18 protein-coding genes and 1 other RNA gene are annotated in these 24066 nt (G+C 59.1%); 7 read left to right on the forward strand and 12 right to left on the reverse strand.

Annotation, left to right across the window (positions count from 1 at the left end):
* Positions 1 to 2: 2 nt before the first annotated feature.
* Positions 3 to 575 carry an acetolactate synthase small subunit gene (gene ilvN, locus FHP24_RS19200; protein WP_139677841.1) on the reverse strand — a complete coding sequence of 191 codons (573 nt, stop codon included), beginning with the start codon at positions 573 to 575 and terminating at the stop codon, positions 3 to 5.
* 46 nt (positions 576 to 621) lie between these two features.
* Positions 622 to 2409 carry an acetolactate synthase 3 large subunit gene (locus FHP24_RS19205; RefSeq protein WP_139677842.1) on the reverse strand — a complete coding sequence of 596 codons (1788 nt, stop codon included), beginning with the start codon at positions 2407 to 2409 and terminating at the stop codon, positions 622 to 624.
* Positions 2410 to 2834: 425 nt separating this feature from the next.
* Here FHP24_RS19205 and FHP24_RS19210 point away from each other — a divergent pair, with 425 nt between their 5' ends.
* Complete coding sequence (locus FHP24_RS19210; RefSeq protein ID WP_139677843.1) at positions 2835 to 4904, forward strand: ATP-binding protein; 2070 nt, start codon at positions 2835 to 2837, stop codon at positions 4902 to 4904.
* Here FHP24_RS19210 and miaA read toward each other — a convergent pair.
* Entirely contained in the window at positions 4889 to 5809 is a 921-nt protein-coding gene (miaA, locus tag FHP24_RS19215; protein ID WP_139677986.1) for a tRNA (adenosine(37)-N6)-dimethylallyltransferase MiaA, read from the reverse strand. The genes FHP24_RS19210 and miaA overlap by 16 nt on opposite strands.
* On the opposite strand from miaA, the gene serB reads away from it, so the two are divergent.
* Complete coding sequence (gene serB, locus FHP24_RS19220; RefSeq protein ID WP_139677844.1) at positions 5810 to 6700, forward strand: phosphoserine phosphatase SerB; 891 nt, start codon at positions 5810 to 5812, stop codon at positions 6698 to 6700. It begins immediately after the preceding gene.
* On the forward strand, positions 6697 to 7275 hold the full coding sequence (locus FHP24_RS19225; RefSeq protein ID WP_139677845.1) for a GNAT family N-acetyltransferase: 579 nt from the start codon (positions 6697 to 6699) through the stop codon (positions 7273 to 7275). Before serB ends, FHP24_RS19225 begins: the two co-directional genes overlap by 4 nt.
* Before the next feature lie 8 nt (positions 7276 to 7283).
* Here the strand turns inward: FHP24_RS19225 and FHP24_RS19230 are convergent, their stop codons facing one another.
* The 5 genes from FHP24_RS19230 to FHP24_RS19250 all read right to left on the reverse strand — a co-directional run bounded on the left by FHP24_RS19230 (position 7284) and on the right by FHP24_RS19250 (position 12652).
* Positions 7284 to 8933 (reverse strand): Do family serine endopeptidase, encoded by a 1650-nt coding sequence (locus FHP24_RS19230; RefSeq protein WP_139677846.1) that lies wholly within the window; start codon positions 8931 to 8933, stop codon positions 7284 to 7286.
* Between the two features lie 205 nt (positions 8934 to 9138).
* Entirely contained in the window at positions 9139 to 10074 is a 936-nt protein-coding gene (hflC, locus tag FHP24_RS19235; RefSeq protein ID WP_139677847.1) for a protease modulator HflC, read from the reverse strand.
* Entirely contained in the window at positions 10071 to 11186 is a 1116-nt protein-coding gene (gene hflK, locus FHP24_RS19240) for an FtsH protease activity modulator HflK (protein WP_139677848.1), read from the reverse strand. Before hflK ends, hflC begins: the two co-directional genes overlap by 4 nt.
* Before the next feature lie 141 nt (positions 11187 to 11327).
* On the reverse strand, positions 11328 to 11858 hold the full coding sequence (locus FHP24_RS19245; RefSeq protein ID WP_139677849.1) for a dihydrofolate reductase: 531 nt from the start codon (positions 11856 to 11858) through the stop codon (positions 11328 to 11330).
* Positions 11858 to 12652: a thymidylate synthase gene (locus FHP24_RS19250; RefSeq protein WP_139677850.1), complete on the reverse strand. Its 795-nt coding sequence runs from the start codon at positions 12650 to 12652 to the stop codon at positions 11858 to 11860. Before FHP24_RS19250 ends, FHP24_RS19245 begins: the two co-directional genes overlap by 1 nt.
* 152 nt (positions 12653 to 12804) lie before the next feature.
* On the opposite strand from FHP24_RS19250, the gene ssrA reads away from it, so the two are divergent.
* The 4 genes from ssrA (at position 12805) to FHP24_RS19270 (ending at position 14387) form a co-directional block, all read left to right on the forward strand.
* Positions 12805 to 13169, forward strand: a transfer-messenger RNA (tmRNA) gene (gene ssrA / locus FHP24_RS19255).
* Positions 13170 to 13288: 119 nt separating this feature from the next.
* The gene (locus FHP24_RS19260; RefSeq protein ID WP_139677851.1) at positions 13289 to 13792 is read left to right on the forward strand and encodes an SspB family protein; all 504 of its coding nucleotides are present in this window, start codon (positions 13289 to 13291) and stop codon (positions 13790 to 13792) included.
* Between the two features lie 26 nt (positions 13793 to 13818).
* Positions 13819 to 14013, forward strand: coding sequence for a DUF4169 family protein (locus tag FHP24_RS19265; protein WP_139677852.1), 195 nt, complete (start codon positions 13819 to 13821; stop codon positions 14011 to 14013).
* A gap of 83 nt (positions 14014 to 14096) precedes the next feature.
* Entirely contained in the window at positions 14097 to 14387 is a 291-nt protein-coding gene (locus tag FHP24_RS19270; protein ID WP_180356054.1) for a ribbon-helix-helix domain-containing protein, read from the forward strand.
* 3 nt (positions 14388 to 14390) lie between these two features.
* Here FHP24_RS19270 and FHP24_RS19275 read toward each other — a convergent pair whose 3' ends face one another.
* From FHP24_RS19275 to FHP24_RS19290, 4 genes are all read right to left on the reverse strand, one after another.
* Positions 14391 to 18059, reverse strand: a complete 3669-nt coding sequence (locus FHP24_RS19275) for an AsmA family protein (RefSeq protein ID WP_139677854.1) — start codon at positions 18057 to 18059, stop codon at positions 14391 to 14393.
* Between the two features lie 52 nt (positions 18060 to 18111).
* A complete protein-coding gene (locus FHP24_RS19280) occupies positions 18112 to 19530 on the reverse strand; it encodes an FAD-binding oxidoreductase (RefSeq protein WP_139677855.1) in 1419 nt (472 codons plus the stop codon).
* Between the two features lie 109 nt (positions 19531 to 19639).
* On the reverse strand, positions 19640 to 22828 hold the full coding sequence (locus FHP24_RS19285; protein WP_139677856.1) for an efflux RND transporter permease subunit: 3189 nt from the start codon (positions 22826 to 22828) through the stop codon (positions 19640 to 19642).
* Entirely contained in the window at positions 22825 to 24009 is a 1185-nt protein-coding gene (locus FHP24_RS19290) for an efflux RND transporter periplasmic adaptor subunit (protein ID WP_139677857.1), read from the reverse strand. Before FHP24_RS19290 ends, FHP24_RS19285 begins: the two co-directional genes overlap by 4 nt.
* Between the last annotated feature and the right edge of the window lie 57 nt (positions 24010 to 24066).

Genomic DNA, 24066 nt, shown 5'->3' on the forward strand with positions numbered 1-24066 from the left:
GGTTACATACCCTGAGCGCCGCGGTTCATCGCAGCGATACCCGTGCGGCAGACCTCGATAAGCCCGAGCGGCTTCACCACCGCAACAAACTGGTCGATCTTCGAAGACTTGCCGGTGATCTCGAAGATGAAGTGACCGACCGTCGCATCCACGACCTTGGCCTGGAAGGCGTCCGCCAGACGCAGAACCTCGGCCCGGCTTTCGCCAGTCCCCGCCACCTTGATCAGCGCAACTTCGCGCTCGATCGGGCGCTCCTGACCAAGCTGGCCAGCGCGTACTGTCAGATCGACGACCCGGTGTACCGGTACGATCCGCTCGAGCTGCGCCTTGATCTGCTCGAGTACGGTCGGCGTGCCGTTGGTGACGATCGTGATGCGGGATAGGTGGGACTCGTGTTCCGTCTCCGAAACCGTGAGGCTTTCGATATTATAGCCGCGGCCGGAAAAAAGGCCGATGACGCGGGCAAGGACGCCCGGCTCGTTGGTGACGAGAACCGATAGCGTATGGCTCTCGACCTTGGCGGTCTCCGGGCTGATGAAATAGGCCGAGCCGGTCGGTTGCTGATGTGCGTTCATGATCTGGGTCCGTTCCTTAAAATGTCGTCAGGAATGCCGGCTCGCATCAAACGAGCTGGCGGCCCTTTGCATCGATGGCGGTCGCGACGGCTTCGTCGGAAGCCTCGTCCGGCAGCAGCATCTCGTTATGTGCCTTGCCTGACGGGATCATCGGGAAGCAGTTGGCGAGATTGGCAACGCGGCAGTCAAAGATGACGGGCTTGTCGACCGCAATCATCTCGGCAATCTTGTCGTCCAGTTCTCTCGGATCGTCGCAATAGATGCCGACCGCGCCATAGGCTTCCGCCAGCTTGACGAAGTCCGGCATCGCCTCGGTATAGGAGTTAGACAGGCGGTTGCCGTGAAGCAATTGCTGCCACTGGCGCACCATGCCCATATACTGGTTGTTGAGGATGAAGATCTTCACCGGAAGGTTATGCTGGATGGCACAGGACATTTCCTGAATGCACATCTGGATCGACGCATCACCGGCGATGTCGATGACGAGGGCTTCCGGATGCGCGACCTGCACGCCGAGCGCAGCAGGCAGGCCATAGCCCATCGTGCCGAGACCACCCGAGGTCATCCAGTGGTTCGGCTCTTCGAAACCGAAGAACTGCGCCGCCCACATCTGGTGCTGGCCGACCTCGGTTGTGATGTAAGTGTCCCTGCCCTTCGTCGCCTCGGCCAGACGCTCCAGCGCATATTGCGGCATGATCACGTCGTTCGAATTCTTGTAGGAAAACGACTTTCTTGCGCGCCAGGTTTCGATGGACGCATGCCATTCGGAGGTCTGCGCCTTTTCCGGCTTTTTCGGCAGCGCCCGCCAAAGACGGACCATGTCATCCAGCACATGGCCGACATCGCCGATGATCGGGATATCGACACGGACATTCTTGTTGATCGACGACGGATCGATATCGATATGGACCTTGCGCGAATTCGGCGAGAATGCATTCAGGCGACCGGTAATACGGTCATCGAAGCGCGCACCGACGCAGACCATGACGTCGCAGTCATGCATGGCCATATTGGCTTCGTAGGAGCCGTGCATGCCGAGCATTCCGAGCCAGTTCTTGCCCGATGCCGGATAGGCGCCCAGTCCCATCAGCGTCGAGGTGATCGGGAAATCGGTCAGCTCGACCAGTTCGCGCAGCAGCTTGGAGGCCTCCGGGCCTGCATTGATGACGCCGCCGCCGGTATAGAGGATCGGCCGACGGGCAGTCGCCATCAGTTCGACGGCAGCCTCGATCGCCTTCAGATCGCCTTCGATCTTCGGCGTATAGCTTTTGCTTGCCTGTGCCTCCGATGGCGGCACATAGGTGCCGGTGGCGAACTGCACGTCCTTCGGGATATCGACGACAACAGGACCGGGACGGCCGGTCTGGGCGATACGGAACGCCTCATGGATGACGCCAGCCAGCTGGTTGACGTCCTTGACCAGCCAGTTGTGCTTGGTGCAGGGGCGCGTGATGCCAACCGTATCGGCTTCCTGGAAGGCGTCGGAGCCGATCAGCGTGGTCGGAACCTGGCCTGTCAGGCAAACGAGCGGGATCGAATCCATCAGCGCGTCCTGCAGCGGCGTAACGGCATTGGTGGCACCGGGACCGGAGGTGACCAGCATGACGCCGACCTTGCCGGTGGAGCGGGCGTAACCTTCGGCGGCGTGGCCGGCCCCCTGTTCATGACGGACGAGAATATGCTGGATATCGTCCTGCTGAAAGATCTCGTCATAAATCGGAAGGACGGCGCCGCCCGGGTAACCGAAGAGATGTTCGACGCCGTTGTCCTTCAATGCGCGAAGAACGATTTCGGCGCCTGTCATTCGGTTGCCGTTATCCGTCGTATCCGTCATGTCATGTCCTCCTGATGTCTGGCCTTTTATCTGCAACGGCCGGGATTGCTGCTGGAGTTTTTTGCTTCCGGTCTGGCGTTTTCAGAATGAGTGGCCGGAAACAAGGCATAAAAAAAGGCCCCTTGAGGAGCCTGTCTTTCCGCGCATGGGTGGCTATCGCCGGACGGTTACACCGTCCTGCCCATGCGCGTTCCCACCACAATAAGTGCCTTCGAAATCTTCATGGTCGGGAGTGTTAGCTGCATAATGCACATTCGTCAACGCGACGTTTGAGCAAAATTCCTCTGCCAGCCTTGTTTTCAGTCAACCTGAGCGTTTCATCGGCAAAGCCTATACCACTTATTAAGCGCCAAGCCATAATTTGCGTTTTCAGTACGTCACTATGTGCTGGCTAGAATTTTTATCCCCAATGACAGGGGCACCTTTTGCTGAATGACGACACCCATCGCCCTCCCTCAGGTGGAGAGCAAGATCGTCGGGATCCTATGAAGCCGGGAAACCGCTTTTTGGGCCGGGTTGTCGCATGCAATGGCGCCCATGCAACGATCGCTGCAATAGCAGAGCGCGGGGAAACCGAGCTCACCGAACTCTGGTCTGTCGGCCGCCTCATTTCGATTACCGTCGGCAAGAACCGCGTCGTGGCTCTGGCCTATTCGATGCAGACCGGCATACGCGACTGGTCGGAAAACGACGACACCAAGTTCCAGATCGAAGTCGAGCTGCTGGGCGAAGTCCGCGTCGACCCGGATGGGCGAGAGCAATTCTCCAGAGGCATATCGCGATACCCCTATCTGGGAGCCGTCGCGCACCGGATACGCTCGTCGGATCTCGTCAAGATCTACGACCCGGGTAAAAGCGAAACATGCGTTGTCGGAAAGCTGACCCAGGACGACAGTATCGACGCAGCCATCCATGTACCGACAATGCTGTCCAAGCATTTCGCCATTGTCGGCTCCACCGGCGTCGGCAAGTCGACGGCGGTTTCTCTGCTGCTTCACAAAGCGATTGAATCCGACCCTAAACTCAGGGTTCTGATCCTCGATCCGCATAACGAGTTTGCAGCGGCCTTCCCCGAACACGCGGTGACGATCGACACAGATACGCTCGACCTGCCCTTCTGGCTGATGCGGCTCGAGGAATTTGCCGAAGTGGTTTTCCGCGGACGACCCGCGATACCCGAAGAACTCGATATTCTTCGAGACCTCATTCCGGAGGCCAAGCGCGCCTTTCGTGGCAGCGATTCCAGCCTGACGAGAAGAAGCACCGAAAAAAGCTCGGTGACGGCCGACACGCCGGTCCCCTACCGAATGGCAGATCTCCTTGCCTTGATCGACGATCGCATCGGCCGGCTGGAAGGCCGCTCGGAAAAACCGTTCCTCCGGTCGCTGAAAATGCGGGTGGTTTCCGCCATCAACGATCCCCGCTACAATTTCATGTTCTCCAACAATACGATCAATGACACGATCATGGAGACCATCGCGCATATCTTCCGCATTCCAGGAGACGATCGGCCGATCTCCACCTTCCAGCTCGCCGGCATCCCCTCGGAAGTCGTCAACTCGGTGGCCTCGATTCTCTGCCGGATGGCCTTCGAAATTGCCCTGTGGAGCAACGGCGCCATTCATATGTTGGTCGTCTGTGAAGAAGCGCACCGTTATGTGCCGGCCGATCCCAATCTCGGCTTCATTCCGACCCGCCAGGCGATTGCGCGTATTGCCAAGGAAGGCCGTAAATACGGCGTTTCCCTCGGCATCATCACCCAGCGGCCGGGAGAGCTTGACCAGACCATTCTTTCACAGTGCTCGACGCTGTTTGCCATGCGCCTTTCTAACGATCGCGACCAGGACATCATCAAGTCGGCGATCCCGAATTCATCGGTCTCCACCACCAGCTTCCTGTCTTCGATCGGCAATGGCGAAGCGATCGCATTCGGCGAAGCGATCGCGGTGCCGATGCGGATGAAATTCAGCCATGTCGATTACAGCCACCTGCCCAAGGCTCATGGGATAGTCGACAAGAATCATGAGGAAACGCCGGATACCGTCGACTTGCGCACCATCGTCTCGCGCATGCGCTCCGCCGGTGGACCTGACATCACCACCTTTCAGCAAAGCTATCTGGCAGCCGAAGCAGCGGGCGCCATGCCAGCCGCCGCATTCATTCCGGGCACGCATGGCGATTTCCCACCGGCAAGCGATGCCGAACTTGATCGATGGAAGCGGGAGATCGGACCGGCGGGTGCCGCGGAAGCAAAGCCAAGCGCGGCGGCGGAGCCCTATCGGCCCGACATGTTGCCGAGGCCGACAAGGGTCGAGCCAACACCGCCATTGGATAGCCGGGTTAGCTGGCGGGATCGGCCTGCCCCGCCCGCAGCTCCAGCGCCGACACTCACACCCGAACCGATTGCAAGGCCAAATCCGTTTGTGAAGCGGGAGGGCTCTTTCCGGGATAGCCTGCTGAAAAAACCATTGAGCAGTCTTTACGACAAGGACTGAACGGAAGCGGGCGTCCCGTCGATCCGGCTCCAGCTTTCATCCATCTGATTGCGGAACCATGTCATCTGCCGTTTTGCATATTGCCGGGTCAGCGCCGAGGAGCGTTCGATCACCTCGCCTCTCGACATCTTGCCATCCAGCATGTCGGCAATCTCCCGCACCCCGATCGCCTTCATCACCGGCAAATCAGATAACGGACTTTGCCTGAGCAACGCCTGGACCTCATCGATCGCCCCCTGATCGAGCATCTTCTCGAAACGACGATTGATGCGGTCATGAAGAACGGCACGGTCGGGCAGCACGACAAATTTCCGGGACCGCGCCGGATCCACAATCATCGGCCCCTGCCTGCCCTGAAAATCCGCGATCGATCGGCCTGTCGCCTGCAGGACTTCCAGCGCTCGAACGATCCTCTGTCCGTCCCTCATTTCCAAACTGCCGGCCATCGCCGCATCCTTGCGCGACAACTCGGCGTGGAGCGCCTCGGGACCTTCCTGTTTCAACCGCAGTCGAACCTCGCAACGAATGTCCTGGGGTATCTCCGGCATGTCGGACAAGCCCCCGGTCAGCGCCTTGAAATAAAGTCCGGTCCCTCCGACGAAGACAGGCAGCTGGCCACGGGAGCGGATTTCGGAGAGGAGAGCCGTCACGTCCCGCAGCCATTCCCCGGTCGAATAGGCGCTCACCGCCGTCACATGACCGTAGAGATGATGCGGTATTCCCTGCATCTCTTCTTGCGAAGGGCGCGCGGTCAGCATCCGCAACGTGTCGTAGACCTGCATGCTGTCGGCGTTGATGACGACACCATTTCGTGTCTGAGCCAATTGCACAGCCAGCGCCGACTTGCCGCTGGCCGTCGGCCCGGTTATCAGGATCGCGTCGATGTCTTGCACAAGGTTTTCCATATGGCTTTCGTTGCCACGCTCATTGCCCATCCGTCAAATCCGGTTCTCAACTCGGCTCTCGCAGAAAAGGCAGCCGAGGCCGTCAAGACTTCGGGACTCTACTGGCTTGCCGACGGCGTCGCCTGTGACATCGCCCTGCATGACGACCAGGATATCACGGCGGCAGAAGCCGCTTTTCGCACGCTGATAGCAGACGCCCCGATCGATGTCGTCGTGCAACGGACGGAAACACGCCGAAAGCAGTTTCTCATAGCCGACATGGATTCCACCATGATCGGGCAGGAATGCATCGACGAACTGGCCGATGTCGTTGGACTGAAGGACAAGGTGGCAACGATAACCGCGCGTGCAATGAATGGCGAGATCGCCTTCGAGCCCGCTCTTCGGGAACGCGTCGCCCTGCTCAAGGGCCTTCCGATCACGGTGGTCGATGACGTGATTGCAAAGCGTATCACGCTGACATCCGGCGGCCGCGAGCTGATTGCGACGATGAAATCCAAGGGACATTACGCCGCCCTCGTCTCCGGCGGCTTCACCGTCTTCACCAGCCGGATAGCGGCAACGCTCGGCTTTGATGAGAACCGTGCCAACATCCTGATCGAAAAAGACGGCATCCTGACCGGTGAAGTTGCCGAACCGATTCTCGGCAAACAGGCGAAGGTCGATGCACTGGAAGAGATTTCGGCAAGGCTCGGTATCACGCCGGACGACGTGATCGCGGTCGGAGACGGCGCCAACGATCTCGGCATGCTGGGAATTGCAGGATCCGGCGTCGCCCTTCATGCCAAGCCCACCGTGGCCGCTCAGGCGAAGATGCGCATCGACCACGGCGATCTGACCGCGCTGCTCTATATCCAGGGTTATCGGAAGAGCGACTTCGTCAGCCAATGAGCCAGCGGGTCGCGATCGTCGAAACGCCCCGCCTGATACTGGGCACATGGCTGAAGACCGACCGCGACCTTTTTCGCGAAATCAATGCCGACCCGAAGGTGATGGAGTTCTTCCCCTTTCGGCGAAGCCACGAGGAAGCAGATGCCTTCCTCGGCAAGCTGAACGGGATGATGAGTGAGGACGGGCTTGGGTTTTACGCCTTGGTGCTGAAGGATACGCAGGAACCTGTCGGTTTCTGCGGCCTGTCCCACCCGAATCTCCCCGGCATATTCCCCGATGACATAGTCGAGATCGGCTGGCGTCTCGCCACACGCTTCTGGGGAAACGGTTATGTCACCGAAGCGGCAAAAGCACTACTGGAACAAGCCTTCTCGCGCCGCGACGTCGATATCGTGGTCTCCTTCGCGGTCGAGACAAACCATCGCTCGACCAGCGTGATGCAACGTCTTGGAATGTCTAGACGACGGGAGCTGGATTTCAGCCATCCCCGCGTTCCCGACACCCACCCGCACCTGAAACGGCACGTCGTATATACCGTCTCAAAGGATGAGTGGCAGGCCCGCAGGCCTGCCTGATCTCTGTCTCAGTCGAGCGGGATAGCCACGAAGCGCAGATTGCCGGCCTTGTCCGCGATCATGATATGCGCGTTTCTGCGGCCTTCCGCCTTGAGCGCATCCATCCTGCTGGTAACGTCACTTGGCTGCTCGACGAAATCCTGCGCCACTTCGACGATGACTTCGCCCGGCTTTACGCCCTTTTCGGCAGCCAGCGAACCGGCTGCCACCTCAGTCACCACCACGCCCTCGACGCTCTCTGCGATATCGAAGCTCTTGCGGCGATCTTCGTCGAGCACGGCGATCGTCATGCCATAAGCCTGAACCGGTTCCTTGCTCTGCTCCGCACTCTGGTCGCCCCCGTTGTCGGGATTGGGTACATCGCTGTCGTCCGGCTCGTCCCCATCGGCTTCTGGAGACTGAACGCTGTCTTCCAGACGCCCCGGCGTCACCTTGACGGTCTGTTGCTTGCCGTCGCGCAGGATGACCACGTCGACTTCCTTGCCGACAGGGCTTTCGGCGACGATACGCGGCAGGTCGCGCATCTCGTTGATCGACTGACCGTCGAAGCTGACAATCACGTCGCCGGCCTTGATCTCACCGTTCTTGATCGGTCCGTCATTGATGATACCGGATACGAGCGCGCCTCTTGCTCGGTCGAGACCGAGGCTTTCCGAGACTTCATCGGTTACCGGCTGAATGCGCACACCAAGCCATCCGCGCCGTGTCTCGCCGAACTCAATGAGCTGGCGCACGACGTTCTCGGCAATCTCCGTCGGCACGGCGAAGCCGATACCTATCGAACCGCCCGAAGGCGAAATGATTGCCGTGTTGATGCCGATGACCTCGCCGCGCATGTTGAACAGCGGTCCACCGGAATTGCCCTTGTTGATGGCCGCATCCGTCTGGATGAAGTTGTCGTAAGGGCCGGCGTTGATATTGCGCCCGCGTGCCGAAATGATACCGAGCGTCACCGATCCGCCGAGCCCGAACGGATTGCCGATCGCCATCACCCAGTCGCCGATGCGCATGCGGCGCGAATCCCCGAAAGGTACCGCCTTCAGCGGCGATTTCGGCTCGACTTTCAACACCGAGAGATCGGTCTTGGTATCCGTTCCAATCAGGGTCGCCTTGAGCTTGGAGCCATTGGCAAACACCACCTCGATATCGTCGGCGCCTTCGATGACATGATTGTTCGTCACCACATATCCGGTCGAATCGATGACGAAGCCGGAGCCGAGTGACGAGACCTTCTGATTGCCGCGCTGGCCACCCTCGCCGTCGAAGAAATCGTCGAAGAACTCCTGGAAAGGCGAACCCTCCTGGATCTGCGGCTGCTGCGGGCCCTTACCGCTATTCTTGACGCTCTGCGACGTGGAAATATTGACCACCGCATCGAGCAGGCCTTCGGAGAGATCTGCAATCGATGCCGGCCCTGCGGGTGTCATGCCCGCTTTGGGTGAAGGCGGAGGATTGAAAGATGTCGATGGCGGCGCAGGCGCGGGCAGCATTGCGCCCGGCGCGCTCGGCCGCGCTTGTGAGGGAGCAGATGGCGCCTGGGCTTGAGCCGGAGCATCGGGCTGCGTCTGAGCCCAGCTGGACATGGGCGCAGCGGCAACGGCCAGAGCAATGCCTCCCGCGGCAATGCGCTTCCAGGACGATCGAACCTGCTGAGCCATCTGGCCTCCTCACATTTTGGACTGTCTGCATTGCCCTCAGAATGTGGGCTTTGTCGGTCTGCTTATAGGAACGACTGAATCGGGCAGAGTTTCGGCAGAGAATAGGGTGGAATGAACCGGCAGGAAATTACCTTTTCGTGAGGAAGCCGCCCCTCTGCACATAAAACGTGAAAAGGGCGGCCAAAGCCGCCCTTTCCTGATCGATTTAGTTTGCTGGAGCCGGTGGAGTGGAAGCCGCAGCTCCTGCCGGCGGAGCGCTCCGTCCATCCGGTGACTCGAAGAACTTGAAGAAATCAGAGTCCGGCGAAAGCACCATCGTCGTGTTGTTGTCTCCAAGAGCCGAAACATAGGCTCGCATCGAGCGATAGAACTCGAAGAAGCTCGGGTCGCGCTGGAACGCTTCCGCAAAGATCCGGTTGCGCTCGGCATCGCCCTGACCGCGCAGGATTTCAGAATCCTTCTGCGCTTCGGAGACGAATTCGACAACTTCACGGTCGGCAATAGCCCGGCGACGCTGGCCAGCTTCGTTACCGCGGGCGCGGATAAGCTCGGCTTCGGCTAGACGTTCCGCCCGCATGCGCTGGAAGGTCTGCGAGGAAACTTCCTGCGTCAGATCGGTACGGCGAATACGAACGTCGCGGATCGAGAGGCCAAGCGATTCGGCCGCACCGTTCAGGTCAGCGCGGACTTCCTGCATCATCGAAACGCGTTCGTCAGAAAGCGCTGCACTGAAGTTACGCAGACCGTAGACCCGGCGCAAGGCCGCATCCAGACGGGTGCTGAGACGGGACTCCGCAGATTCCCGGTCACCCGAGACCGTTTCGCGGAAACGCCTTGGATCTGTGATCGCGTAGACCACGAAGGCATCGACTTCGTAGAACGCGCCGCCACGAACCTGAACACGGATATTGTCCAGATCGAATCGCAGCGAACGGTTTTCTACATATTGAACCCGGTCGGCGTCCATGAAGGCAAACGGCAGCTTGAAATAGATGCCGGGCTGATCCTTCACGTCCTGGATTTCACCGAAACGGATGACAATGGCTTGTTCACGCTGGTTCACCACGAATACCGAGGAGTAGACGAGGAAAAGGATTACCGCGAGGCCAACGAGAATGGCGGGCAGTCGGTTGGAAATCATCGGCTGCCTCCCTGCGGCTGTGCTGCTTGATTGCGGATCATCTCATTGAGCGGAAGATACGGAACCGCACCCTGCTGCTGACCATCCATGATGATCTTGTTGGACGATTTCAGCACGGTTTCCATCGTCTCGATGAAGATGCGGCGGCGCGTCACTTCAGGCGCGTTTGCATATTCGTTGTAGATGGAGACGAAGCGCTGGGCCTCACCCTGTGCCTCGTTGACAACCCGGTCCTTGTAAGCCGAAGCTTCTTCACGGATCTGTGCCGACTGACCACGGGCCTGACCGAGCTTCTGGTTGGCATACTGGTTTGCTTCTTCGAGGAAGCGGTCTTCATCCTGCTCGGCGCGCTGCACTTCTTCGAAGGCATCGGCAACCTCACGCGGCGGTGCCGCATCCTCGATCGGCACGGCATTGATTGCGATGCCGGAACCGTAAGTGTCCATCGTGCCCTGAATGATATTGCGAACTTCCGTGGAGATGCCTTCACGGTTATCGCGGAAAATGTCCTGGGCAGGACGGCGTCCGACGATCTCGCGCATGGCGCTTTCCGCTACCTGCTGCAGCGTTGCTGCCGGTGTTTCCAGGTTAAACAGATAGGCCTTCGGGTCGGTGACGGTGAACAGAACCGAGAACTGTACGTTGACGATGTTCTGGTCGCCGGTCAGCATCCAGCCGGCGTTGGAATTCGATCCCCGCGGTGCACCGATATTCTGCTGCTGCTCGGTCACCTTGACGATCTCGACGGTTTCAAGCGGCCACAGATGGAAGTGCAGGCCCGGCATGGAAATTTCTTCCTTGGGCTTACCGAACCTCAGTTCGACGCCACGCTCGTCCGGCTGCACGGTATAGACGGACTGGAAAACCAGGAATGCCGCGATGACGAGCAGCACGATAACCATCGCGCCACCATTGAAGCCCCCCGGTACGATCCCCTTCAGCCGATCCTGACTACGACGGATGATGTCCTCGATATCGGGCGGGCCGCCATTACCGCCGCCGCCATTACCGCGCGGACGATTTGGTCCCTGTCCCCATGGACCTTGATTGTTGCCGCCACCGCCGCCGCCGCCCCAAGGGCCGCCGCCGCCATTCTGATTGCTCCAGGGCATCAAAACCTCTTTGTAAGTGTCTCCCTTCCCACACAACTCAACTCTTCGAAGAGTTACGAGGGTTACCGCCCGTTATAGGTATCAGAAGCGGCGCTTTCAACGCGCGTTCAATAACTTCCAAGTCAACGGTAACGAAATGTTTCAGTTTGCCGCAATTTTCCGGCGATAGATGGCAAAACGCGTCGCATAATTGTCCTTCTCGCCAGCAGGCACGGCTTCTTCGGAGACCTTCTCGAAAATTTCGGGATCGATATCGGGGAAAAAAGTATCGCCATCGGCAATGTCGGTCTCGACATGCGTCACATAGAGGCGTTCGACCAAATCGATCGATTGCCGGTAGATCTCGCCGCCTCCTATTATGCCGATTTCATCGACTCCAGTCTCGGCAGCGACCACCTGCGCTATAGCCACTGCCGCCTCCACAGAGCCGGCGAGCTGCGCACCTTCGATATGGCTGGATAGGTCACGCGTCACTATGATATGCGGCCGTCCGGGCAAAGGTTTGCCGCCGAAAGAATCAAGCGTCTTGCGACCGACGATCATCGGCTTGCCGAGCGTCATCGCTTTGAAGCGTTTGAGGTCGGTCGAAAGCTTCCACGGCATATCGCCATCACGACCGATCACGCCGTTGCGGGCGACGGCAACGACTATCGCAAGCGGAACCCGCGCCATCAGACGGCCACCGCTGCCCTGATGTGTGCGTCGGCGACGTAGTTTTCGAGTTCGAAATCCTCGAACTTGAACCCGAAAATATCCTTGATCTCGGGATTGATCTTCATCGTCGGCAGCGGCTTCGGATCACGGGTGATCTGCAGCTTGGCCTGCTCGACATGGTTTGAATAGATATGGGCATCGCCGAACGTGTGAACGAATTCGCCGGGCTTGAGACCCACGACTTGCGCAACCATCATCGTCAGCAAGGCATAAGACGCTATATTAAAGGGTACGCCCAAAAATATGTCGGCCGAACGTTGATAGAGCTGGCAGAAGAGTTTGCCGTCTGCGACGTAGAACTGGAACAGGCAATGGCACGGCGGCAGCGCCATGTCGTCCACCTGCGCAGGGTTCCAGGCCGAGACGATATGCCTGCGGGAATTGGGGTTGGTCTTCAGTCCCTCTATCAGCTGTACGATCTGGTCGACATGACCGCCATCCGGCTTCGGCCAGGAGCGCCACTGATAGCCGTAGACCGGACCGAGATCGCCGTTTTCGTCGGCCCATTCGTCCCAGATCCGGACGCCGTTTTCCTTGAGATAGGCGATATTCGTATCGCCCTGCAGAAACCACAGCAGCTCATGGATGATCGACTTGAGGTGAAGCTTCTTCGTCGTCAGAACCGGAAAGCCGTCCGACAGGTCGAAACGCATCTGATATCCGAAAACGGAGCGCGTTCCGGTGCCGGTGCGATCACCGCGATCGGTCCCGGTTTCCATCACATGCCGGAGAAGGTCGAGATACTGTTTCATAGGTGCTGCCCGCCGATTCCTGAATTTCGGACTTACATAATAGCATGGCAGGCGGACACCAATCACCTGCCGGTGACGCATTGCGGTTTTTCCCGGCTTTTCAGATCGTCATGTCCCCGCCTTTTCAAGATCGTCATGTCAATGTGACAAGCCCCCTTTTCAACGGCCATGCAAACACCTATATCAGCCTTGCCGGACTTCGGTCCGGATATGGCGATAAACGGTCGGTGTAATAAACCTATTGGACCCGGGGGCGGTACCCGGCGCCTCCACCATAAACTGGCCTCTGATGGCCAGTTTATGATGGGGGCGAAATAGGATCGACAAGGGCGTAAAGATCGAACTTTTGCTCGGCATGATACCGCCGTTATCGGGTCACAAGTGTAGTTGCAAATGACAACAACGCTAAGGGTTACGCTCTCGCTGCCTAATGGCGGTGCGGGAAATCCGAACTAAGTCCTTACGGTTAGCCCCGTAAGGCGGGGTCCGAAGGCACCTGGCAACAGAAGCCTTCACCTTCCCTTTTTCATGGAATACAATCATGAACTGACTCGACGGTTCGGGACTTCCGTACGCGGGCATGGCATGGCATAACGCGTCTTACTAAAAGACGTTAAAAGGGAAAGACAGGACCGCATGGCTCAGGATCATATCCGTTACGATATTCTGGCACAGGATGCGTTGCGTGGCGTCATTCGGAAGGTCCTCACCGAAGTCGCGGCGACGGGCCGCTTGCCCGGTGACCATCATTTCTTCATCACCTTCCTGACCAACGCGCCCGGCGTGCGCATATCGCAGCACCTGAAGGCGAAGTATAACGAACAGATGACCATCGTCGTCCAGCACCAGTTCTGGGACTTGAAGATCACCGATACGCAGTTCGAGATCGGCCTCTCCTTCTCCGACACGCCGGAGCGGCTGGTCATTCCCTTCAACGCCATTCGCGGCTTCTATGACCCCTCGGTGAATTTCGAACTCGAGTTCGAAGTTCCGATGACCGATGAAGAAGAAACCTCCGCAGAGATCACTGCCATCCCTGTCGAGGCCGTCGCCAAGTCGTCGGAACCGGCAAAGGACGACGGTGAAGAGAAGAAGGAAGGTTCGGTCGTTTCGCTCGATTCGTTCCGCAAGAAACAGTAGGCGCCAGATCGGCCGAGGACCGTTCCATGGGTGACGTCGTCAATCTCCGGCAGTTCAAGAAGGCCAAAGCTCGCTCTGAAAAAGAGAAACATGCCGATCAGAACCGAATCAGCCATGGCCGGACCAAGGCTGAGAAATCGCTGACCGGTGCGCTAAACGAGAAAGCAGAGAAGATTCTCGATCAAAGCAAGCTGGAAAAGTCTCGAAAAGATCCAGACTGAGTGGACATTAAGGGCCTGTTAGCTGTGCCTATTTGGGTCGCTTGACGAGCACCGTTCCGCCAAATTTATAGGGGCCTCTGGTCATGACGATCACGGAGCCACTCTTGATCCATAAGCATTCCGCAACCCTTCACGGGCATCGAACGAGTTTCTCCCTCGAGGATGAATTCTGGTGCGAATTGAAGGCGATCGCCAAACAACGAGGCATGAGCCTCGCCGGCCTTATCACCGAAATCGATGACCAGCGCGGGGGCCTCGGCAACCTCTCGTCCTCGCTGCGCCTTTACGTTCTTCGCTATTTGAAGGGATCCGCCCCGGCAACCGGAAACGACGTGCCGGATAACGTGGAGAGTATCCACGAGGTGCATGCCTGAGTATTATTGGCCGATGCCCGGCAGGTTCCCCTCGCCGAACGGCCGGATGGATTGATTGCCGGGTTGCAGATTTTCGTTGGTCGGCGGCACGGTGAGTTGAAGCTCGCTCGCCTTGCGCTGCCGCTCCTGTTCCGCCGCCCTAGCCGCCTCGATCATCGCCTGACGCTGTCGTTCCTCTGCTTCGAGCCGCGCTTTTTCGGCTGCGCGTTCCGTAGCCCTGAAGTTATAAAGCGAAACTTCACGGCGAAGGCGCTGCTTTTCAAGCACGCTTGATTGAAGCATCTCGACACGGCGGCGCTCCTGTTCATAGGCGCGCAGAGACAGGAAGTTCGTCAGCGCCGACACATCGACGCGCTCGCGAGGCGCTGTCCGGTCACCCGAATAAAGCAGGCGGACTGTGGGATCGCCTCCCGCGACGGCTTCGTCACCAGGGTGATAGGTTACGGCAACAGTTGCATTCATGCCATGCTCGAAAACGCTGGTATTGCCTTCTGCGGCAAGGATGAGCCCGCCGGCTGGCGACCTGATTTCCTGAACACGCAACTCGCCGCCGCTGATCGAAAACGGAACGCGTATCTGTCCAAGATCGACGCTACCCTGATGAACTAGACCGGCCACCTGCCTGCCGACCTCGGTTTCTTTCATTTCTCCCTTGGTAGCATCGGCTGACGCCATCATGTGCTCAAGCAGGTCCGCATTGATGCCACGAACGGTCAGGCCGGAAAGCTGGACGTCACCCGATCCGCTGAGTGCTGCGGCGAGATCGCGCATGCTGCCTCCGCTCGCTTCCGCCGAAGCTTCGAAACTAACCCTGCCACTTGCAACGGGATGATCGTCATTTCGCCAGACGAGCGACGACAGATCGGCATTCTCGACACGCAGTTTGGTCTGCAGGATACCCGTACCATTACCATTGGAGATCAGCAGTTTCCCTGCGATCTTTCCACTCTGCCAGTCGCCGACAACGTCATCGAGCGAAATTCCGCCACCTCGATGGCCAAGCCTTGCCGAGAAATTCGTTATGCTGCCCAGTTCTCCCGCATGGAAGGCTTTGGCCTTCATGTCGAGAGAGACTTGGTTATCCCCAAAAACCGGCAGGGAGAATGGTTCTGCCGATGGCTTGCCATTACCTGGTTCTACGGCAGGACCGAAAACCGCATCTCCGAGCCAGGCAAGATCCAGCGTGTCCACGGCAAGCGCACCGTCAGCCTTCAGGTTAGGCGCGCTACGGTCTATCGAAAGACGTCCCTCGATATGGTTGCCGTCTGCATCACCACGCAGCGATGTGACCTCGATAGATTTGTCCGAAAGAGCGAAATCAGCCTGCAGATCCAACGGCAGTCCACCGCCGAATTGCGGAATCCCGATGCCTGTGAGGAGCAGATAAGGCTCGATGTTCTGGCTCTTCAGCTCGATATGTCCTTGCCCCTCGGCGAAATCATTCGCCATCAGGGAGATATCGCCGCTGGCCGTGGCAGATGTTCTTTCCGTCCTGAACGACAGTTTCGCGCGGGCCGGCTTATCAGAGGACTTCCGGACATCGAGCGCAAGGTTGCCTGGCCCGTCACCGCCGAAGGGAAGAATATCCAGTCCGGCCTGACCGAGCAGGATTTCCGATTTCGGATTGTCCAGCGATGCGGTGATCGCCATCTCATCCCCGCCCGTCAGGTTGAACAGGGTCGGCAAATCGACATCGGCCTTGACTGCACTGCCGTTGATGGCGCCAGCAATCTTCACGACCGCACCGCCCGTGTCCTGGCCGATCGTCAGGTCTGCGGTCAGATCCGTGTCGGAATAGAAGGCCGCATTGGCGCTCAGGCGATCAAGAACCGGGTGGGTCGGCAATTGCTGCTTCAGCATCGCCATGAACGCCGTTGGATCTTTGGACTGGAAATGGACTTTTGCGATACCGCGATATTCAAGCAGCGAACCTTCGATCTCTCCCTCCGCCGAGATCCGGGAACCGGCAATGTCGCCGACGGAGAGATGGCCCAGCGACAGAACACCGCCCGCCATGGTGAAGGCCGTATCGACATTTTCCGCAACAACGCCCGACGCCGTGAACTTCTGGGCCTTGAGCTTCGCCTCCAGCCGGTGGTCGAGCACGCTCCGGCCGGCATCCTCACCGGTCACCAGCGAGGCGAGCGCCCTCATCGCATCGAGATCTATCTCGTCGCCCGAAAGGTTCACGGACAGACCCGGCGAATGGGCGCCCTGAGACTGCCGCTCGAGACTCCCTTGAAGCGTGGCAGGCCCGATCGCGAGTTCCAGATCGTCGAAACGCTGGATATCGCTTGTCAGGTCGACCTTGGAAGAAAAGCCGGCCGTGCGAAGCTGCCGGATCGCCGGATCGACACGGCCCGAAAGCCAGTCGGCCAGACCGGAAGGCTGGGTGGAGGCGAAAAGTACATTACCCTTGAAGGACGGGCTACCCTGCAGAACCAATGCTCCGCCGGCTTCCATCCGGGTACGCCCCGGAAGGGTCGCGATTGCCTTGTCGACCGTCCATCCTCCGTCCGCCGGACGCACGTCGAGCTGGATATCGCGGATCGTCGTGTCGTTCAGAATGACGGCCGGCAGCTTCAGGCTGGCCCGGCCGGGAACCTGAGGGATGGGTATCGACGCGGCCATCTCGACGAAAGCTTGAAGCCGGCGTTGCGCAGAGGCGGCAGCGTCCCGACCCGTCTTGCCACGCGTTCCCTGTTGGCCAAGCTTGTTGACGTCGATCTGCTGGCCTTCGGCCGTCAGCAGGAACTCCTGCTTGCTTCCTGTATCGAGCGTCGCTTCTCCAGTAACGACGTAAGGATCGTTTAACGCCCCGACCTCGAGCCGATAGTCGGCAACACGTATCCGATCGTTGGTAATTTCGAAACCACCCTTAACACGCGGGCCCGGCGGCGGTGCCGAAACCGGCTCCGTTTCGTCCTCTTCCTGCAGCACATTCGCGGTGAAACTGCCGGCATAGGTCGGCACATTATCGGCCAAAGTCAGTTCGCCCTCAAGATTGACCTCAAGAGGTTCCTCTTCGGGCCAGAGCCGCAGCCGGAGCGGCAGGCGTCGTGCCTCGGCATCGACTGTTCCCGTAATCAGGCTGAACCGCGCTTCCTCGCCATCGAGAATGGCATTGCCATCACCGCGCCAGGGGCCGGCAAGCGATGCGGCCGACATTTCGGCCGTCAGTCCTGTGAGGTTTCTGGTTCGTCCGGACTGTTCGTCGATCACCGAAACCGCGGCATTGCTGACATGAACGTCCTCGATCACCACGACACGCGTGGGAATCGCGGGGCGGCTCCCACGCATCCAGTCGAACGTCCCATCCTTCAGAACGTGGACGCGCACCGTCGGGTTTTCGATACGCATGTCGAAGATCCGCGCCTCTCCCGAAAGGAAGGGAGCCAGTTCCATGTCCATGGAGAAACTGGCGATCTGCGCCAATGGCTGACCGTCCAGATCTTGGCCTACACGGACATCGTGCAGCGTGATCGAGGGAAACGGCAGGATGCGGGCATCGACGTCGCCATGCACCGAAACCTTCTTGCCGAGCATGCGGCTTGCCTGCTGCTCGAACTCGACGCGGAAGCTGGACCAGTTGAGAAAGAACGGCGCAATCAGAGCTGCAAAGAGCACCAAGACGATCAAACCGCCGATTGCCACCATCACGCGTCCGAACACCGTCCCAGTCTCCTTTTTCAATCACACTAGACGATCGACCGTCTCGTTCAAGTCACGCCTGCGCCATTCGGAAGATCTTACCGGGATTAAAGATGTTTTCGGGATCGAGCCCCTTCTTGACCGAGCGCATCACGTCCAGCGCGCCGCCGAGTTCCTCGTCGAGATAGGAGATCTTGCCCTGCCCTATGCCATGTTCGCCGGTACAGGTGCCGTCCATCGCGAGTGCGCGACGGCTGAGCCGCTCGGTAAACGCCTCGACATTGGCGACCGAGGCCGGATCCTTGTCATAGAAGAGCACCAGAACATGAAAATTGCCGTCGCCCGCATGGCCGACGATCGGCGCAAGCAGGCCGGAACTCTGGATATCGGCCTGGGTCTCGGCGACGCACTCGGCAAGCCTCGAGATCGGCACGCAGACATCCGTCGAAAGACCGTTCAGCGAAGGATCGAGCGCACGACCGGCCCAATAGGCATTGTGGCGCGCATTCCAGAGCTTTGTGCGCTCCTCGGCATTCGCGGTCCACTGAAATTCGTCACCACCGCATTCGGCAGCGATCTCGGCAAACTGCTCCGACTGGATACGGACCGTATCTTCCGTACCGTGGAATTCGAGAAACAGCGTCGGCTTTTCCGGATAGGAGAGATCCGAATAGGCATTGCAGGCCTTGATCTGAACGTCATCCAGCAATTCGATACGCGCGACCGGAACGCCCATCTGGATCGTCATGATAACGGCATTGCAGGCCGCCTCGACGCTCGGGAAGGCGCAGACGCCACCCCCGATCTTTTCAGGGATACCCTGCAGCTTGAGCGTCACCGAGGTAATAACCCCGAGAGTGCCTTCCGCGCCAACGAAAAGCCGCGTCAGATCATAGCCAGCCGAAGATTTCCTGGCCCGACGTGCCGTGCGGATTTCCTCACCGTCTGCAGTCACGACCGTGAGTGCTAACACATTGTCCTTCATCGTCCCGTAACGCACCGCGTTCGTGCCCGATGCGCGGGTAGAGGCCATGCCGCCGATCGTGGCGTTGGCACCTGGATCAATGGGGAAGAAAAGGCCGGTGTCGCGCAATTCGCGATTGAGTTCCTCACGGGTGATTCCGGGTTCGACAGTGACGTCGAGATCTTCCGGGCTGATCCGCAACACCTTGTTCATCCGGGAAAAATCGACCGAGATACCGCCCGAAGGCGCATTCACCTGGCCCTCGAGCGACGAGCCGACGCCAAAGGGAATGACGGGAACGCGATGTTCCGCGCAGGTCCTGACGACGGATTTCACATCTTCGTTCGTCTCGACGAAAACGACACCATCCGGCAATTGTGCCGGCAGATATGTGGTCGTGTGCGCATGTTGCTCACGAAACGACTGGCCGGTCTGAAAGCGATCCCCGAACGCCTGCTTCAAAATACCGAGAACTGCCCTGATCCCGTCTTCATTGCGCGCGCCAGACTGAACGTCCCGAACTGCCATCTCGAAATCTCCTGCATGCTGAGCAGGAGATTGGTTAGGAGACAGGGCCTTGTTTGTCCAGCCGAAACGAGGTCAGCACGGTACGTGGCCTACCATTCGTGACCGATCCCTATTCGGCCGCCATGAGAGGTGGCTGCTTGCTGTCGTTCGCCCGACCCTTTTTCGCATTTTCCAGTTCGTCATGGAAACGCGCTTCTTCATGCGCATGCGGCTTGGCGAAGCGGGCAAGCAGAAGATAAGCGACCGGCGTGATGTATAGAGTGACCAGCGTGGCGAACCCGAGACCGCCGACGATCACCCAGCCGAGCGCGATACGCGCCTCGGCACCGGCGCCTTGAGCCAGAACCAGCGGCAGCCCACCGATCACGGTCGCGATCATCGTCATCATCACGGGACGCAGACGCAGGCTGCAGGCCCGCTCGATCGCCTCACGGCAATTGGCACCCTCGTTACGCAGGTGATTGGCGAATTCGACGATCAAAATACCGTTCTTGGCCATCACCCCGACAAGCAGCACCAGGCCGATCTGGCTGTAGACATTCAGGCTTGATCCGGTCAGCACCAATGCAAACGCGGCGCAGGCAAGCCCCAATGGCACCGTCGACATGATAATGACCGAAGAAAGCACGCTTTCGAACTGGGCAGCCAAGACCAGAAAGATGATGGCGATCGCAAATCCGAAGGTGAGCGCCATGCCGCTGGAATTTTCCTTGAGCGTTGCAGCTTCAGCAAGCGGGATCAGACGCGATCCCTGCGGCATCAGCGGCTGTGCAAGTTCGGTCGCAACCTGAACCGCCTGGCCGAGCGAAACGCCATCCTTGAGTCCTGCAGAGAAGGATACCGATGCGAGCTGCTGTTCGCGACGCAGGGTCGGCGAAACCGCCCGTTCTTCCAGTGTCGCAACCGTCGACATCGGCACCATCCGACCATCCTTGGTCTTCAGGAAAATGCTTTCGAGATCGGTTGGATCGTCGATAGGTCTTGTCGTCGACTTGAGCTTGACCGGGATCGCCTCGCCATTGACGAAGACATCGACGACGGAACGACCTTCGAGCAGCGACTGCACCGCCGTCCCGAGATCAGTGATGTTTATGCCCAGGTCAGACGCCCGCTCGCGATTGACGGTCACGAAGATCTGCGCCTGGTTCGGCTCGTCGTTGAGACGCGGCGTATCGAACAGATTGGTCTCGCGCAGGGAATCCACGAGCTTTGTCGCCGCTACGGTCAGCTGTTCGTGGTTCGTGCCGACCAGCGCCATCTGCAAACCATTGCCGGCGCCCCGGATACGAAGGCTGTTCTGCTGCTGCGCAAAGGCCCGCAGCGCCGGCACGGTTGCCGTCGCCGCATTGATATCCTTGACGATCTCCGCCTGGCTGCGGTCACGTTCCGACCATGGAGCGAGCGTCAGCACCATGAAGCCGTTGTTCTTGGCGCCGCCCTGCCCCGAGATCGAATAGATATTCTGGATTTCGCCGGAATCGACAAGCGGCTGAAGTTTTTCTTCGACCTGCTGCAGCTTGTCGCGCATGTATTTCAGGCTGACGCCTTCGGGCGCCGTAGCCCGAAGAAAGACCATCGCCCGGTCTTCTGCCGGCGTCAGCTCGCTCTTGACCGTCTTGAAAGCCATGAAGCCGGCACCGCCGAACAGAAGCGCGACCACAACAACCGCAGCCGGCGCATTCAGGCAGGCATGCAGGGTCGTGCGGTAGACATTGGCAAACAGCGTGCCGAACCTGCCAAGCAGACCGTCATGTTTTTCCTTGATCGGCTTGGTCAGCATCCGGGATGCAAGCATCGGGCAGAGCGTCAGCGCAGTGATCGACGAAAGCGCCACGGCGAAAGCCAGAACGAAGCCGAATTCGCGGAACAAGCCGCCCATCTGGCCGGGAAGGAACGAGAGCGGGATGAAGACTGCGGCAAGCGTCGCCGTGGTCGCAAGAACCGCGAAAAACACTTCCTGGGTGCCGATCACGGCAGCGGCGCGCGGCCCCATGCCTTCGGCTCGTCGCCGCACGATATTCTCGAGCACGACGATCGCGTCATCGACCACGAGGCCTGTGGCGAGAACGATCGCCAGCAGTGTCAGGATATTGATCGAGAAACCGACCATATAGATCGCAACCAGCGTGCCGATCAGCGCCACCGGCATGGTCAACGCAGGAATGAGCGTCGCCTTCCAGTCGCGCAGGAAGAGGAAGATCACCAACACGACGATCGTGCCGGACAGGGCCAGCGCAATCTCCACCTCGTGCAGCGCCCCCTCGATGAACACGGCATCATCGCTGGTGATTGCGATCCGCGTGCCTTCGGGAAGGCTTTTCGACAGTTCGGCAACGGCAGCCCGCACGCCCTCCGAAATACTGAGCGTGTTGGACTGTGCCTGGCGAAGTACGCCGAGACCGACGCCCTGAACGCCGTTTGAGCGAAGCGCGGTCGTCCCGTCATCCGGTCCGAGCATCACGGTCGCAACATCGCGAAGCCTGATGTTGTCTCCGATCAGGATATTCTCGAAATCCTCGGGTTTGGTGAGGTTGGCGGTAGCGCGAACGACGATATCCTGCGTCGAGGATTCAAGCGATCCTGCCGGCACATCCATCGCCGCCGTCGACAATGCGTTGGAAAGGTCTGCAATCGTCAGGCCACGGCTCGCCAGCGCGGTCTGGTTCACGTCGACGCGAAAAATCTTTTCCTGGTCACCGTAAAGTTCGACGTCAGCAACGCCATCCACGGCCGCAAGCCGGTCGGACACTTCATTATCGACGAGAAGCGTCAGTTCCTCCATCGACATGGTGGACGAGGTGACGGCAAGCCGCATGATCGGCTGGCTGTCGCTGTCCGCCTTGATGATGCGCGGTTCGTCGGCATCCTCCGGCAACTGGCCGGTCACCCGCCCGAGTGCATCGCGCACGTCGTTTGCGGCAACGGCCAGATCGGCTGTGTCGCTGAATTCGAGTGTAACGCGGCTCTGGCCGAAATCGGAGACGGACGAGATCGACTTCAGACCGCTGACGCGCGCGACGGCACCTTCGATGACGTCCGTCACCTCCTGGTCCATCGTTTGCGCAGATGCACCGTCGTAAGTGGTGCGCACGCTGATGACAGGCTGATCGACATCCGGCAATTCGCGCACTTCGACGCCGACAAGGGCTGCGAGACCCGCGACGACAAGCAATGTGTTGAGAACCGCAGCAAGGATGGGGCGCCGGACGAAAAGCGCGGCAAAACCCTGCTTGCCGGGTTGAGCCTGTGATGCGCCCTGTGGCGTCTCTTGCGACTGTCCGTTGTTATCCGCGCTCATCGGCTGGCAACCTCCGGCGGCTTCTCACCGGCAATACGAACCGTACCACCTTCGCGAACGCGCTGCAGGCCTTCCGTCGCAATCGCGTCACCCTCATTGATCTCCGCAGCGACAAGGATCGCATCCGGATTGCGCTGGATGATCCTGACCCGTGTCTTTACCGACTTGTGATCCTCGATACGCCAGACGAACGAACCCTGGCTGTCCCATTGAATGGCCAAAGGATCGACAGCGGGATACGTTTCGCCGGGAAAGCGCATCGTCACGCCGAAGGACATGCCCGCCCGCAATTGGTCGTCGCCATTGGGGATCTTGGCGCGAATGCGGATGGTGCGGCTAGCTGGATCGACGCGGTTGTCCACCGCCTCGATAGAGCCGTTGAATGTCTGCCCCGGACGTGAAATGGACGTGGCTTCGACCGGCATATCGTTCTTGACCTGCACGGCAAAACGCTCTGGAGCCCAGAAATCGACGAGCAGTTCGGATCGGTTGTCTATTGTTACGACATTGCTTGTCGTCGTGACGTTGTCGCCGATATTGATCGCGACGATGCCGACAATCCCATCGATCGGCGCCACAACGGAACGTCGTTTAAGCGCAAGCTGTGCATTGGTCAGCGCGAGCTGGGCCGTTTCCTCGGCAATCTGCGCATCCAGGACATCGAGGCGGGAGAAACTTTTCAGATTCCTGTAGCTCTCCGACTTTTCTTTCGCGCTGCGCAGAAGCACCTGCGCCTGGTCACGCAGAATGATCTGCTCGTCGTCGTCGAGCTTGGCAAGCGCCTGCCCCTTCTTCACCCGGTCGCCGGATTTCACCAGGATCTCGTTGATCGTGCCGGAGGCCTGCGGCATCACGATGACCGATTGAATCGCCTCGCCATCGCCGATGGCAGACAGGCTGTCATTCACGACACCTGTTCCGACCGGCCTTGTCGAGACGAGCACGGCCTGCGCTTCTCCCGAACTCCGCTGATTGCGGCCCGAACCCGTCGCGCGTTGCCCATTCCCAGCGACTGTCGCAGAAACCGGTTCGCTTGCTTTCGGATTAATCGCGGAAACGATCGTCTGAGGAACGCCCATGGATACCAGCGTACGGCCAGCATCGGCCGACAGATAAACCCAGAAACAGAGGCCTCCAAGTAAAACCGCAGCCGACAAAAGAAGCTGGTTCCAGATCCGCATGCATATCCTCGCAACTATGATTGGGTTGTGAGGAGTATCCCCGTTTCCCTATGAACA

This window comes from Aliirhizobium smilacinae, assembly GCF_006335145.1.
In the GTDB taxonomy this organism is placed as follows: domain Bacteria; phylum Pseudomonadota; class Alphaproteobacteria; order Rhizobiales; family Rhizobiaceae; genus Neorhizobium; species Neorhizobium smilacinae.